Annotated in this window: 14 protein-coding genes; 3 read left to right on the forward strand and 11 right to left on the reverse strand. The window is 45.7% G+C overall.

Annotated elements, in window-relative coordinates:
• The first annotated feature begins 184 nt into the window (after nucleotides 1-184).
• Together R7E78_RS00005 and R7E78_RS00010 are read left to right on the forward strand one after the other, a co-directional pair.
• Nucleotides 185-919: a leukocidin family pore-forming toxin gene (locus R7E78_RS00005; RefSeq protein ID WP_318057575.1), complete on the forward strand. Its 735-nt coding sequence runs from the start codon at nucleotides 185-187 to the stop codon at nucleotides 917-919.
• 75 nt (nucleotides 920-994) lie between these two features.
• Entirely contained in the window at nucleotides 995-1,678 is a 684-nt protein-coding gene (locus R7E78_RS00010; RefSeq protein ID WP_053349643.1) for a hypothetical protein, read from the forward strand.
• 65 nt (nucleotides 1,679-1,743) lie between these two features.
• Here R7E78_RS00010 and R7E78_RS00015 read toward each other — a convergent pair whose 3' ends face one another.
• From R7E78_RS00015 to R7E78_RS00045, 7 genes are all read right to left on the reverse strand, one after another.
• A complete protein-coding gene (locus tag R7E78_RS00015; protein WP_025767247.1) occupies nucleotides 1,744-2,448 on the reverse strand; it encodes an ABC transporter ATP-binding protein in 705 nt (234 codons plus the stop codon).
• Nucleotides 2,449-2,470: 22 nt separating this feature from the next.
• The gene (locus R7E78_RS00020) at nucleotides 2,471-3,754 is read right to left on the reverse strand and encodes an ABC transporter permease (protein WP_054574777.1); all 1,284 of its coding nucleotides are present in this window, start codon (nucleotides 3,752-3,754) and stop codon (nucleotides 2,471-2,473) included.
• A 2-nt stretch (nucleotides 3,755-3,756) separates the two neighbouring features.
• Nucleotides 3,757-4,971, reverse strand: a complete 1,215-nt coding sequence (locus R7E78_RS00025; protein ID WP_262640470.1) for an ABC transporter permease — start codon at nucleotides 4,969-4,971, stop codon at nucleotides 3,757-3,759.
• On the reverse strand, nucleotides 4,968-6,239 hold the full coding sequence (locus R7E78_RS00030) for a TolC family protein (protein ID WP_042523056.1): 1,272 nt from the start codon (nucleotides 6,237-6,239) through the stop codon (nucleotides 4,968-4,970). Before R7E78_RS00030 ends, R7E78_RS00025 begins: the two co-directional genes overlap by 4 nt.
• Nucleotides 6,232-7,365 carry an efflux RND transporter periplasmic adaptor subunit gene (locus R7E78_RS00035; RefSeq protein WP_054574779.1) on the reverse strand — a complete coding sequence of 378 codons (1,134 nt, stop codon included), beginning with the start codon at nucleotides 7,363-7,365 and terminating at the stop codon, nucleotides 6,232-6,234. The genes R7E78_RS00030 and R7E78_RS00035 overlap by 8 nt, the downstream gene beginning before the upstream one ends.
• A 227-nt stretch (nucleotides 7,366-7,592) precedes the next feature.
• Nucleotides 7,593-8,027: a hypothetical protein gene (locus R7E78_RS00040; RefSeq protein WP_017633884.1), complete on the reverse strand. Its 435-nt coding sequence runs from the start codon at nucleotides 8,025-8,027 to the stop codon at nucleotides 7,593-7,595.
• A 2-nt stretch (nucleotides 8,028-8,029) separates the two neighbouring features.
• Entirely contained in the window at nucleotides 8,030-8,842 is an 813-nt protein-coding gene (locus R7E78_RS00045; RefSeq protein WP_017821644.1) for a TIGR02594 family protein, read from the reverse strand.
• Nucleotides 8,843-9,267: 425 nt separating this feature from the next.
• On the opposite strand from R7E78_RS00045, the gene R7E78_RS00050 reads away from it, so the two are divergent.
• Nucleotides 9,268-9,489: a hypothetical protein gene (locus tag R7E78_RS00050; protein ID WP_033905714.1), complete on the forward strand. Its 222-nt coding sequence runs from the start codon at nucleotides 9,268-9,270 to the stop codon at nucleotides 9,487-9,489.
• A 49-nt stretch (nucleotides 9,490-9,538) separates the two neighbouring features.
• On the opposite strand, the gene R7E78_RS00055 is transcribed toward R7E78_RS00050, so the two are convergent.
• From R7E78_RS00055 to R7E78_RS00070, 4 genes are all read right to left on the reverse strand, one after another.
• Nucleotides 9,539-10,054, reverse strand: coding sequence for a protein disulfide oxidoreductase (locus tag R7E78_RS00055; RefSeq protein WP_033905715.1), 516 nt, complete (start codon nucleotides 10,052-10,054; stop codon nucleotides 9,539-9,541).
• A complete protein-coding gene (locus R7E78_RS00060) occupies nucleotides 10,051-12,162 on the reverse strand; it encodes a protein-disulfide reductase DsbD family protein (protein ID WP_042523066.1) in 2,112 nt (703 codons plus the stop codon). The genes R7E78_RS00055 and R7E78_RS00060 overlap by 4 nt, the downstream gene beginning before the upstream one ends.
• A 64-nt stretch (nucleotides 12,163-12,226) precedes the next feature.
• Nucleotides 12,227-12,625 (reverse strand): hypothetical protein, encoded by a 399-nt coding sequence (locus R7E78_RS00065; RefSeq protein WP_033905718.1) that lies wholly within the window; start codon nucleotides 12,623-12,625, stop codon nucleotides 12,227-12,229.
• Between the two features lie 102 nt (nucleotides 12,626-12,727).
• Nucleotides 12,728-13,330, reverse strand: a complete 603-nt coding sequence (locus R7E78_RS00070; protein ID WP_033905719.1) for a response regulator transcription factor — start codon at nucleotides 13,328-13,330, stop codon at nucleotides 12,728-12,730.
• Nucleotides 13,331-13,349 lie beyond the last annotated feature (19 nt).

The raw sequence follows: 13,349 nt of genomic DNA on the forward strand, positions 1-13,349 counted from the left end.
CTTACGCCATGATCAAAGCACTGAACAAACTTACAGGGCTTGGTATGCCTGAAACTCAGTATATTGTATAAAAGTCGCTCAACTTTAGGAGGTTTGGTTTCTCGTCTGAATTACGCAACAAAGCCATGCACGCTCGAAAAAAATCCGCTTAATTTATTCTTTAGAAAATGTCTGGAACCAATCTTTGCTACCAAATGGCGCTAAAGAAGCCAAGTTGATCCTAAATGGCGGTTCTGGCTTCGACATGACTAATGTTCCAAACAAAGAACAAATCTATGGTTTTGCTACTGGGGGAGATTACCGTTACACCGTTCCAACGGCTTTTAAGCTGGCACTGAGCTATTTAAATGGCGCCCCTTTACGCCACATGAGCCATGCTCCAGAAAACACCATTGCAACGGCATCTGTCAGTGAGTCTCTAGATTTTAACCTTGGATTCAGTGCTTCTACTTCTCCAAATATTAGTGGGGGAATCTCCTGGAGCAACCGTGTAACGTACGACCAGCCCGAGTTTCAAACGGTCGCCGATTTTAACCAAGCTAACGAAAGCATTAATTGGTTAATTGAAAACAAGACTATCCGCCATAATACGCCAGCTAAAGACTGGTTATTATATCGTTGGACCAGTTGTGACATGGGTAATTTGATAGATTACAATGAGTTACCTGTCGTTATGCGTTCAGATTTTAAACCACAAGTCGGCGTCGTATATAGAAAAAATGACATTCAAGATGGCCTAGATACATCAGAGGTCAAGCTGGTTGCTGGTTGGCGAAAAACCAATTACTACTTTGGTCGCGACTGGTGTAGCTGGTATACCACACCAGAAAATACCTGGAAGAAAAATCGTGATAGCAGTCAATGGACAGAGACTAGCCGAGCCGTAACTATCTCTTGGAATGACGATCTCTACCACTAACTTATTAGCCTGCGGCCACGGAATAAATAAGTGGCCGCCGCATTTACTAATGAAATAAACGGTAAGACATGACACATGACAAGTAACAAAAAACTCTTGACTGGATCGGCGCTAGCACTTGGTGCAGTACTCGCCATATTTCTGATTAATTCAAATAACAAGAATGCCCAGACCGAACCTGTTGCAAGCCTTGACGAGCAAATCAAGACAGAAGACGCTGCGACAATAAGTGTAACGCCTCCTGAGAGCAATGCTGCTCAAGAGGTTGTTACCGCTCCAACACCACTAAGTCGCAATGATGATACTTCCGACGTCATTCCAGCTACACCTTGGATATCTGCCCCATTAAGTGAACTGAGCAATGAACTGTACGATTTTATTGAAGCTGAACAGGTAAGTTACATCAGTACGACCGACTATCCATTCGACGAGAAAAAGCAAAAACAATTGCGAACATTAGCTAAGCAAGGGGTTCCTATCTTGTTTGACAATACGGAGTCATCCTATTTGGATAGCTACGGTGTCAGCGAAACCAAAGTCGTATCAGAGTATTTTGGTACGGCGTCTGAAGGTGATGTCATCATCGCTACCGGAGTACAGAATGCAGATGGCAGCATTCATTATCTAGTTTTGCCTTTGAAGAGCAAAGATCTCAACGATAACAGTAAATTGATTGAGGACACTAAGCTCGCAATCACTCTACTTAAAGAACAAAAGCATGACTTGATAAAAGAGAGACAAAACGAACATCGCGAATAAAAGTAAAGGGAGATAGCCTCTGTATCGCTATTTCCCTTAAAACTCAGTTCTCAATTAAGAAAAGCTCATTTCTCCCTACTTACCGGCACCCTATCCGAAATCACCTTGCCGTCTTTGATGGTGATGATGCGTTTAGTGCGCTCTGCCAGAGCGTTATCGTGCGTCACGATGATCAGCGTTCTACCTTCGGCGTGGAGTTGGTTGAACAAGGCTTCAATCTCTGCGCCGGATTTTGAATCCAATGCACCCGTTGGTTCATCTGCTAAGATGATTTGCGGATCGTTGACCAAGGCTCTTGCAATCGCGACCCTCTGTTTTTGACCACCAGAAAGCTGGTTTGGTTTATGGTCTAAACGATCCCCTAGCCCGACTTGCTCTAGCAATTTAGCTGCGCGCTGGCGACGTTCTTTGGCTTTGATACCAGAGTAAACCAACGGCAGTGCCACGTTATCAAGCGCCGTCGCGTATTCCAATAAGTTAAAGCTTTGGAAGACAAATCCGATCTTTTGGTTACGAATGCCAGCCAGCTCATTCGCACTTAAACTTGCGACGTTTTGGCCGCCAAGTTGGTACTTGCCATCGGTGGGCTTGTCTAAACAGCCGAGCATGTTCATCAACGTTGATTTGCCTGAACCGGACGGGCCAAGAATCGAAAGAAACTCGCCTTGATTAATGGTTAAGTCAACGCCGTCTAGCGCGCGAACTTCCGCCTCCCCGCTTGAGTAGTATTTACAGATGTTGGTCAGCTCAACAAGCGGCTTGTTCGACATGTTCTTTCCAGAGTTATTGTTGTTATTCACTTTGTAGCGCCTCCAACGGGCTGACTTTTGCGGCTCGGTTTGCAGGTAACCATGCAGATGCCACACCAATGATCACTAAGGTGAGGATGACAATCGCGACAACGACCCACGACAACTCAGGGACAGGTTTACCCAGTTGTTCATAAAAAGCATTGCCCTCTAAAGGAATGGAACTGATGGCAGACACCAGCGCGTACGTAACGGCTAACCCAAACGCCCCCCCCATCATCATTGTCAATAAAGACTGTACTAAATAGTGCATGCGAATAGCCGTTGGTGTTGCACCGACTGCCATGCGCACACCGATATCACGCGTAGATCGCTTTACGGTGGCATACATCACATTGGCGATGCCAACACCAGCAACAGCTAACGTCACGAAGCCGATAATGCCAAGGAAACTCTGCAAACCTATCAGAAACTGCTGCATACTCTTTTGCTTAAGGAACATATCATCGACTTGGACGACCTGTTCATCACTGACACTTGCCCCGTGTTTACGGGCAATCACTTGCCTGATCGTCTTTGCTAAGGCTTCTCGGTCTACATCCGCTTGTGGCTGCACATTGATGCCACCAATTTCACCGTTGACATGAAATCGCTTCCACGTCGCTAACGGCACAAAGCTGGAATAGTTGATAAGATCCCCCAGTTCTATTTGGGCGCTGTTTTTCTCCAATACGCCCACAACAATGAACTCCTCATTGCCGATTTTTACCTTTTTCCCCACAGGGTTGACTTGCAATGTGACTGTCGCAAACCAACTAAAGTCCTCATTAGGGTTGAATAAGTCGGCTGCCAGTTCATAACCCAGTACAACGACTTTGCGCGTCTCTTTTTGATCGAGTGGGTTTAACCATCGTCCCCCCGCCATCGGCACCAAATTGGTCATGGATTGAAACTCGCTCGTGACCGCTAACGGCTCTTGCCACGAGCTTCTGTCACCAACGGTGATGCGCTCTTTCCACTTCGCCGTTGGCGCAACGCTTTTTACATCGGGTAACGCTCGAACAACCTCTGAATCGTCCATTTTTAGTGTCAGAAACTTACCTTGGTGAAAAGCACCGTGGTCGACGGTGGCCATCCCTCCGGTCAAATAAATCAAGTTGCCGTTACCATTTTGTGCGGTTTTCAATACGCCCTGACGAATACCCTCACCTACCGCCAACATAGCAGCGATACAAAGGGTCGCCCACGCTACTGCTAGAATGGTCAAACCCAGTCTCAGCTTTTCTGCGGCCATTTCTTGGAAAATTTGTCTCATCGGTAACAACATGGCTAAGCCCTCGCACTCAAAGCAATGACTGGCGTGAGACGTGATGCTCGCCTTGCTGGGAAATACGATGCCATCAATGCCAAGATAAGCGTCACAAGTAAAGACCAAGCAATGGAATCTGGCGTGATCACAGGCAAACCAATCCATTCCGGTAATCCCATGCTGCTTAGGACAGATACCACGGCATACGAAAACATCAGACCTAATGCCGTGCCCACAGCTACCAAAATAAGCCCCTCAAGAATAAACTGACTGAGTATGGATTTTTGAGTCGCCCCGATCGCCAAACGCACACCGATTTCACGCGTGCGCTCAGTGACGGATAAAAACATGATGTTGGCAACACCAAGCGCACCGACCGCCATGGTCATCGCACCGCTCGCTCCGAGAAAAATCTGAATGCCACGCAAAATTCCACTGATGACCGCCGCACCTTCACTAAAATCGGGTAATTCGACCGCATCTTTATCACTTGGGTCAAAATGAAGCTGCTTGGCGAAAAAGTTCACGATATTTTGTCGAAATGACGATGCATCCATCCCTTCTCTCGGCTTCATCAATACCATCCAAGGTTTCGCATCCCACAAATCGCGGTACGTTGTTTGAGGAATGAAAACCGTGCGGCTATCGCCGAATGAAATGCCAGTGTCCTCACCAACGGTTATCCCAATCACCAAAAACGGAATGCCGTTGACTTTGAGCCTATCCCCGATTTGGATTCCGCCCATTTGCGCAATTTGATCGCTTAACACTGCCACGCGAGTGTGGTTGTCCATATCACTTGGTGACAGGTTTCTCGAACCGGATTGCAGCTTGCGTTGCATTAAAGGAAAGTAAGACGTATCAATACCGCTGACCGTTCTCGATAAATTCTGTCCTTTGAGATTGGTGATATTCGCATCCCATTTGGCGTAAACGCTCGACGCCTGTTGCACAAAGCCTGACTGTTTGATCATGTCGACTTTTTCTTGTGGAATATCAATTTGTCGCCTTGAAGGTAACCCTTGCCACGGTTTACTGGTACTCGACGGAAACACCACTTGCACATTGTTGATCATAAATGAAAACGACTGAGTCTGATGGCGATAAAAGCCTTCGCCAAGTGCGATTAACACCACCACAGAGATCACGCCCCAAGCAATCGCGATAATGGCTAGAACGCTCTTCATGCGGTGCGCCATCAACGTTTGCCAAGTTTGTTGCAATAGGCTGCTCATGAATGAAAAGCCCGAGAGATCAACGCCATGGTATCGTCATCGAGTTTCCCTGCGGTTTGCAGTAAGCCGATTCTCTTACGCCAGTAGCTGTACAAGTTGGTTTGCAGACTGTTTTTCGCCTCAAACAAGCTGTTGTGTGCGCTGATAACTTCCGACACTTCAAGCAGACCAGCGTCGTAAAGTTTCTCTTTGCTTTGCAACACTCTGGCGCGCGACTCAACCAGCTCGTTCGCTATCAAAACTTGATTCCAGTTGATATCGACCTGAGTAAACTGCTGAATAACTCGTTTCTGAATATCAATTTCCACTCTACGCATATCTTGCTTGGCGCTTAAAATGTTCAACGATGCTTCGTCCACTTTCGCTCGCACTGCACCATTGAGGTCAATCGGCAAACTCAAACTAATCCCAGCGTTAAACTCGCCGTTTGAACGATTGTCACCATCGCTGTAGCCCACACTGCCTTTGACGGTTGGGTAGTATCCACCTTTAGCTGAATCTTTCGCGAACTCGCTCGCTTTCACCATCTGCGCCGCCACCAACAGCTCTGGACTGCTGTCTTTAGCCAGCTTTAGCCATTGCTCCTGAGAGTCCACCAGCATCGGCGGCTGAATCAAAGAATCCGTTCGAATTTGGTCGACACTCTCCGGCATTTGATTGATTAACGCCGCAAGCTCTGCTTTTTTCACTTCGAGATCGGCTTTTGCATTGAGGATACTTGCTTGCTCAGAAACTTGATTCGCTCGCATCTCTTCAACATCAACCGACTTCACTTTGCCTGCTCGATAGCGTTTCTCGATGATGTTGAGAAGTTCCTTCCCCTCCTCCAGCTTGGACTGCGCCAATTTGAGGTCGCCCTTTGCGCTTGCCACATCTAGGTAAGCGGTGAGCAACTTCTGCGCAAGCTCGTTATGTGATTGAGATAGCTCTAACTGTGCTTTGAGATAATTGGCATTCGCTTGATCCAGTTCCGACCACAAACTGCTATCCCAAATAGTTTGAGATAAGGTAGCGCCGTAACTGTTGGAATGGCTTGAGGACTCATTCCAATCCGCTGACGCACTGGCACTTAAACCCGGCAATAACGCACTGCGGCTACTCTGTACGCCAACCTCGCCAAGCTGGACGCCGATTTTCGCTTTTTCGTAATTTGGATCGTTCTGCTTTGCTTGTTGCCAAGCTTGTTCAATAGAAATTGCGTAGGTCGGCAAACTGAGCGTGGCAGCCAACAATGCAAAGGCGATTGTTGATCGTTGCAGCTTAACCATGCGCCGCTCCCATCATACTGTTGTCGATAACCTCTTCATCAAGCTCCACGCCGTCAAGCACTTCGACATTGATGCCATCTGACAGACCGAGTTTCACAGGTTGTTTATGAAACCCTTGTTCTGAGCTATCGGGGATCAGAACATTCGGTGCGTCACCATCAAATTGCAGAGCGCGCTCCGGTAGCGTGAGCACGTTTTCAGAAGTCTTCAGAATGATTTGAGCCGTCGATGAAAAACCAGAACGAAGCAACACATCTTGTGGGATCTTGAGTTCTCCCACTTCAACCTCAAAACCGTTATCAAAACTTTTAGCCGAAGCGTTGCCTTCTGGTGAGTTAAGGTTCTCAGATTGAATCGCTACTTTGGTTAGCACACCAGAAATCGCCACATCAGGATAAGGCGCAACCGTCAACATAACGGGCATTCCCGGAGACAACTGCGCAGCATCATGCTCACTGACGCTACCTTTAAAAATCAGACTGTTCATGTCGGCCAATGACATCATTTCAGTCGCGGCTTGGCTTGATTGAGTCGAGATGATCGGCTCTCCGACCTCAACTTTCTGGTTGAGTACCGTGCCATCAATTGGCGCGTAGATCGTCGACGTTAAACGCGCATCACCGATAGACGCCTCACCACTGCGGATGAGTTCGAGATTCTGGCGCTTTTGCAATACGTCCGCTTGCGCAGATTTGACTGCCGAGCACGCACTTACGTATTCGTCGTAGTTACTTGGAATAATGTCCTGCTTGACCAAGCTTTCTAAGTTGGACAGTTTTTGTTTGGCGGATTCCAGATCGGCTTCACTACGCATGAGTTCTGCCGATGCATCCGTTAATGCTTGGGGGGTTGGGTTTGGACGCACTTTGATCAGCGGCTGGCCTTGCTTCACCTTTTCACCAACTTTCGCGTAAATTTCACCGACGATACCGTCGATTTGTGACTTGATAGACACGGAGTGTGCAGGGACAATTTTACCAACAGCCACCGCTTGTTTTTCAATCGTGCCTTTTTCCACAATCAATGTAGGCAGCAATTCTGGTTGAGCGGCAGATTGGAGATAGAAATACGTACCACCGCCGAGCAGCGCAATGCTCACAGCGGAGACAAGCCAACGTTTCGTCATTATTTATTCCAACAATTATTGGGTAGTCTAATGACTACTCCTAAAACACAAAGTTGAAGGAATAATATCCTGCTTTAATAGCGGTATGGTTGTCACAGTTGGTATGGTTTTGTCAGTCGCCTCTGACAATCAAAGACTAAAAAATCTCGACGAATCATTCAGCAAAGACGCTGTCTACGATGGCGACTAACATGCTCTGTAACCGCTCGTTTCAACCGCCACCCTTTTCATTCTGAACAATGTGCAAAATGGCGCTGTTCTGTATCCAAGTGAGCAGCTGTTTCTTGAGCGTTTAATATGTTCTCTTGATTAGCCCCAAACTCAGCCCCCGTTCCAGGCCAATAATATGTATCTTTATCACGACATAGTGTGAGAATGACAGGATCATTGTGTATATTGGGCTCATCTCCTAGCTCGCCATACATACTGAAAGTAATCTCAGACCCAACGTCTCCACGAAGTTTCTGAATCACTTCTGCTTGAACTTTAAAGAGAACATCTTCCTCGTGTTCAGCAAACTTTTCAAAACCTGTAATTTTCACCACTGCAGAATAGGGCGTTTGAAATATCGCATCTTTGAGTACCTCATTCTGAGAGTACACTCCCTGTGAAGCACAAGCTGATAAGCTCACACAGCCTAGCAAACTTATAAATTTCTTCATGTTTAACTTTCCGTTCCTGCTAAGGCAGAGCCTTTTGTATATACAGGTAAAGTACCTTTTGTTTCATCGTAGTTACTCGGTACTACGAACTTGTCCCAGACATCAATAGAGTACTTTGCTATATTGACTTGGTTGCTTTGGTTTCCTCCTAACATGTACAAATGCCTACCATCAGGGCTCTTTCCCACGACAAAAGCAACATGCCCACCACCTTTTCTCGATTTAATCCCTAGAGCTCCATGTATAGGTTCTGAGATGTTTTTACCAAAACCCTTCCACTCCTTTGCTCGATAAGCTTCTTTTACTGGAGTGATTCCGTGTTGTTTAAAAACCCAAGCGGCAAACGAACCACACCAAGCATTTTGACCTCCAGAGTCATCAGTGCCCCAGAACTTAGATGCTGTAAAATACTCTAAAATCCTTGGATTGGCCTTAGTGCCTGAAACTTCTTTTTGTCCAATTTCTCCCAACGCTGTTTTCATCCAAGGCACTTTGGTTACTAGTTTTTGAGCATCATGAGGATCATTTTTCACTGAACTATAGGATGGTAATCCATTGAGCTTACGATGAGTTCTACCATTTACATCGATCCGACCATCTGGCTTTACCATATAAAGTAGCTTACGCTGACACACTTTTATTGCCTCTACTGTTTTCGACAAATGAGGACTCCGCCCTAACGAGCCATCAACAACCAACAGTCGGGTAAAACCTATTCTCTTTTGGTTATCATTTAAAAATTGTTGAACTGCTTTAACATCATTTTTCGAATTAGTGCCATTTATACCAACAGAGCCACGGATTTTTAATCCCATTCTCGTTACCTTTATAACTAATCATATAATTAAGAAAGTACGCTTTAGCGTGACAACAATAAAGATAAAATGTTGTTTTATACGATTAGCCATACGAGGGGAATTAGGTGTTGAAAATATAGATTACAAATAAACTCAGCTCATATCACTAAAAACACCTATTTATCACCTTTTGGTCACACTTCAAAGCAGGACAGCCAAGATGTTTTAAACCATGCGTATTAATAGACGAAAAAATGTTTATAAATGAACACTTAAATTAACATAGTAAAACTATCAATTACTATTTTAAATTTAAATAACACTTCCTTTTTAAAGGCACTCTATAATTAAATTTATCAAACTTTAATTTTTATTAAATTGAGCTTTAATTTATTAATCTGACTATTTAACTAATTTCATTTCAGTTAATTGTACTTTTTGGCATGTTAGCGGGTGATGGCGGCGCCAATAACACCGACCCATTTTCAGAAGGAATAACGGACGATAACCAATGGATTGTGGAAGGACCACACATGATGATTATTACCCTAGACCAAGTGTTGCTCGACTATCTACCCATCGGTTCAAGTTATGATGGCCCATACGTGATGTGGAATGGTATGCCATACGCACACATTATTATTCCCGTTAGAGCAAGAAAATAAAAAGAAAAAATCCGATACTCAATATTTTGAATATCGGATTTTTATTACGTTATCGAGCTAACCAAATTCTCGCTAATATTCCTATCGGAGTAGTAACGCCAGTTGTGACGGAGGAAATTTCACCATTTCTTAAAACATAAATGGTTGGGGTCACGCTAATTTTCCATTCACGCATAATATCGCTTGAAGGATCGTTTATGTTTTCGAAACGATATTCTTTTGCCCTCATAAACTGCGCCACACGCTCATTCGGTCCCGACGATCCAGAAACGCCAACTACGGTGTAGTCATCACTCAGCCAACTCACGCTTGGGCTTACAAATTTACAAGCGGGACACCAAGTAGCCCAAAAATAAACAACGACAGGTTGTTCATAACTTTGCGCGATTGCATCGAAGTATTCACCATCGCTCAATACGGAGCTCAATGGTGGAGCCTCCTGTTTAGGAATATCTTTGGTGCGATACCAATCCATCGCGATAGAAATCGCGGTGACAATGAGCACCATCTGTACGATTTGAACGAGCCAATATCGGAATGTTCTACGCTGCTTTGTCGAACTCATTGAATGGTTCCCCCACTCGCTTGTTTCACCGCGCTTAAAACAACATCATCAGTCAGAATAACAGGTAACGGGATACCTTGTGGCGCCGCCGGGCCATAGACGATGTTAAACGGCACACCGTAACGCCCATGAGCTCGTAAAAAGTCCGTTACCGAGCCGTCCGGATGTGTCCAATCCCCTTTTAACGTCGCCACATTAGGGCTTTGCAGCAATGAGTAGACAGGATCTTGCCAGATCACGCCGATCTTGTTCGCTTTACACGTGACACACCAATCCGCAGTGACATCCACAAACACCACTCGCCCATTATTGACGTGCTGTTCTATCGCCGAGTTAGAAAGCTTCTGCCACGCTAAGTCCTCAGGAAGCGGTGTCGCCCATTGGTCGGCAGTGATACTACCAAGTAGCAGCCCGCCAGCAATTAAGATAAGCGATGCAGAGCCGGATAGCACGAGTGCTTTATCGCCATGAACGCGTTTAACGCGAATCATCAGAACAATAAACGCGACTAAACCGGCGAAAATGACCCAAAACACTGGGAGGTGATTGGCCATCAAAGACAGTAGCCAAACGCTGGTGGCCAACATCATCACACCAAATACGTTTTTGACCACGTTCATCCACTGACCCGGCTTCGGCAATTTAAGCGCAATACTTGGGAAAATTGCCACCATAATCCAAGGCAACGCCATCCCCAACGCTAAGGCGGTGAAAATAGCAAACAGCGTAACCACATCGGCACCCAAAGCAAACGCCACGGCCGTTCCTAGGAAAGGCGCAGAACACGGCGTAGCAAGCAAGGTTGCAAACATCCCTTGCACATAGTGTCCAGCTAACGAGTTGTCACCTTTCGAGGCCAGCCATGTATTGGTACCCGATGATAGACGGACTTCAAACAGCCCCAGCATATTGGCCCCAAACAAAGTGGTGACCAACACCATCAAACCTAAGAACCAGGGGCTTTGAAATTGCACGCCCCAACCAATGGCATTACCTGTTAGCTTGAGCACCAAAATAAAACCAGCGAGAATCCAGAACGACGTTAATATACCAAGTGACGAGGCAACAAACTGAGCGCGAATTTGACGACGCTCGATACCTTGAGCGGCAACAATACTACTTAGCTTCATCCCCAAAACCGGAAGAACGCAAGGCATAATGTTAAGAATTAAACCGCCGAGCAACGCGAATAGAAAAACACTCGTTAGAGACGTGCTCGGCAGCGGTTCAACTATTGCCTCAGCAGTTGCTTGAGTGGTTTCTTCTGCTAGTAAATTGGTGTCTTTGATGGTCACAAACAGCGACTGACCATCTAACTCCACATCGCCCAGCCAAGTATCAACGATATAGCTCGCGGTGACGATGTTTCCTTCTGGATGCATTCCTTCAAGCTTGAAGCTATAGTCTCGCGTTGCTTCATCGACACCATCCACCAGCACTTGTGGTTGTTGCCAACCCTGACTGTTCTGTAGCTTGATTTGTAGTTTCGATTGGTTCGCATCCCAACTCGCCTGAGTAACATCAATAAACGGCGATGGCTGCGGCACGTTACTCACTGCTTGAGCGTAACTGAACATCACGTCTTCATCGACTTTTAGATCAGAAGGCAAGAACGTCAATTGAATTTGATAGTCGGTCAGCACACAAATCGTCGTACAAGAAGAAAGTGTCAGTACCGCATCAATCGTGACAGGTTTGGACATGTCTTCGACGTGCAGCGTCATGGGGAACAAAGTGTCGCCTTTATACCCAAGAGTCTCGATACCTAATAGTTCGAATTTTTGTGGGTGCGGCCATTGCCAATCCACTTTGGATAAATTTTGTGAATTTTGCCAATCAATAGATGGTGCTACGCCGCCCTCACCAGGTGAACGCCAGTAAGTTTTCCAGTCCCCAGCCAACTTGACGTCCAGATAACCAGTAATTGTTTTGGCTTGCGGATCTTGTTGACCAGTGAGCACAAAGCGCGTTTGCACTGGAGGATGTTGTGGGTTGGTTAGCCAACCTGTATCAGTAGTTTGAGCTGAAATACTCAGAGAGAGCAAACTCAAAGCAAGCGTCATAAAAAACATGGACGCAAACTGAGTCAGTTTAGTAATTTGATTCATAGTGATTCCTAGTTAAAAGACAAAGGTGCTAAATAACTGACGCTAGTGGTCAGAAAGCACGCTTTTATTCTCGGAACACACAGAAAGTCAGATGGACTCGATACTTACGGCCTATCGGTTCCGTCCAATGTTGCGCACCAATATAGGCACTGCACAACCAAATTGCCGAAGCAAAAAGACCCACAAACAGAACAACAATAAATACATCGAGTTGATGTTGAGAAAACTGAATTAACTTTTCAGACAATTCGCACTTGCTGGTTTCTTTAGTATCAATCGACTTGACGCTCGAACGCTCATCAGTAAGTGAAACCGCGGGCGATTCCGTCTCATATTTCATAGAGCATGACGAGGCAAAACCTGAATTTTGCATCAGACACACAACGACCACCCAGCCAATAATCGCCAGTAGCCATTTTGCCCGCTTATGTGGCGTGTGATGTCGTTTAGTCAACAAACTCATAAGAATTCAGATAAAGTAAGAACGAAGAAGATAATACGCGAGTCGTCATAAAGCTCAAGTTGTATCCTCTAAATAGCCTTAAGAGGCTTCACTCGGTAAGCTTTAATCTAGCTTGCCATAAATATATGCCAACTCTGCGACGGTTTTTGCCGAGAACTTCTTCAATAGATTAGCTCGGTGTACTTCAACCGTTCGCATTGCTATGCAAAGTTCGTCAGCAATACGAATGTTGCGCTTTCCTTCAATGATCAAACGTAAAATGTCTTTTTCTCTAGGTGTGAGCGATTCATAAGCCGATTTAGCTGCTGCCATATCGAGGTTTGTGGCAGACTGCGCCTGTCCCTGTAAAATGGCTCGTGCCAGTTCATCGCCTTTGACTGGCTTTTGGAAGAAATTGACCGCCCCAGCTTGCAATGCATCGACCGCCATCGGGACATCACCATGCCCTGTCAGATAAATAACGGCTAACGGGCTGTTGGCTTTATTTAAAACTTGGTGCACTTGCTGACCACGAAGGTTGGGCATTCGGCTATCAAGGATCACGCATCCGGCCTGATGAATGTTCACTTTATCGAGAAAAGATTGCCCATCAGCAAAAGTCGTCACCTTGAACTCATGCTCTTCCAGCATAAAAGCGAGCGAGTCACGCACCGATTCATCATCATCGACTACAAAAACAGGTAGCTGCTTTTCACCGCTGCTCATTGAATGCTCCTATGTCTAG

The sequence above is a fragment of the Vibrio sp. YT-19(2023) genome (assembly GCF_033337395.1).

What these genes read in the sequence shown, in the direction of transcription:
- R7E78_RS00015 (WP_025767247.1), bottom strand. Translation starts at nt 2,448, where the DNA reads ATGTCGAACAAGCCGCTTGTTGAGCTGACCAACATCTGTAAATACTAC.
- R7E78_RS00070 (WP_033905719.1), bottom strand. Translation starts at nt 13,330, where the DNA reads ATGAGCAGCGGTGAAAAGCAGCTACCTGTTTTTGTAGTCGATGATGAT.
- R7E78_RS00040 (WP_017633884.1), bottom strand. Translation starts at nt 8,027, where the DNA reads ATGAAGAAATTTATAAGTTTGCTAGGCTGTGTGAGCTTATCAGCTTGT.
- R7E78_RS00065 (WP_033905718.1), bottom strand. Translation starts at nt 12,625, where the DNA reads ATGAGTTTGTTGACTAAACGACATCACACGCCACATAAGCGGGCAAAA.
- R7E78_RS00010 (WP_053349643.1), top strand. Translation starts at nt 995, where the DNA reads ATGACAAGTAACAAAAAACTCTTGACTGGATCGGCGCTAGCACTTGGT.
- R7E78_RS00050 (WP_033905714.1), top strand. Translation starts at nt 9,268, where the DNA reads ATGTTAGCGGGTGATGGCGGCGCCAATAACACCGACCCATTTTCAGAA.
- R7E78_RS00060 (WP_042523066.1), bottom strand. Translation starts at nt 12,162, where the DNA reads ATGAATCAAATTACTAAACTGACTCAGTTTGCGTCCATGTTTTTTATG.
- R7E78_RS00030 (WP_042523056.1), bottom strand. Translation starts at nt 6,239, where the DNA reads ATGGTTAAGCTGCAACGATCAACAATCGCCTTTGCATTGTTGGCTGCC.
- R7E78_RS00020 (WP_054574777.1), bottom strand. Translation starts at nt 3,754, where the DNA reads ATGTTGTTACCGATGAGACAAATTTTCCAAGAAATGGCCGCAGAAAAG.
- R7E78_RS00055 (WP_033905715.1), bottom strand. Translation starts at nt 10,054, where the DNA reads ATGAGTTCGACAAAGCAGCGTAGAACATTCCGATATTGGCTCGTTCAA.
- R7E78_RS00035 (WP_054574779.1), bottom strand. Translation starts at nt 7,365, where the DNA reads ATGACGAAACGTTGGCTTGTCTCCGCTGTGAGCATTGCGCTGCTCGGC.
- R7E78_RS00025 (WP_262640470.1), bottom strand. Translation starts at nt 4,971, where the DNA reads ATGAGCAGCCTATTGCAACAAACTTGGCAAACGTTGATGGCGCACCGC.
- R7E78_RS00045 (WP_017821644.1), bottom strand. Translation starts at nt 8,842, where the DNA reads ATGGGATTAAAAATCCGTGGCTCTGTTGGTATAAATGGCACTAATTCG.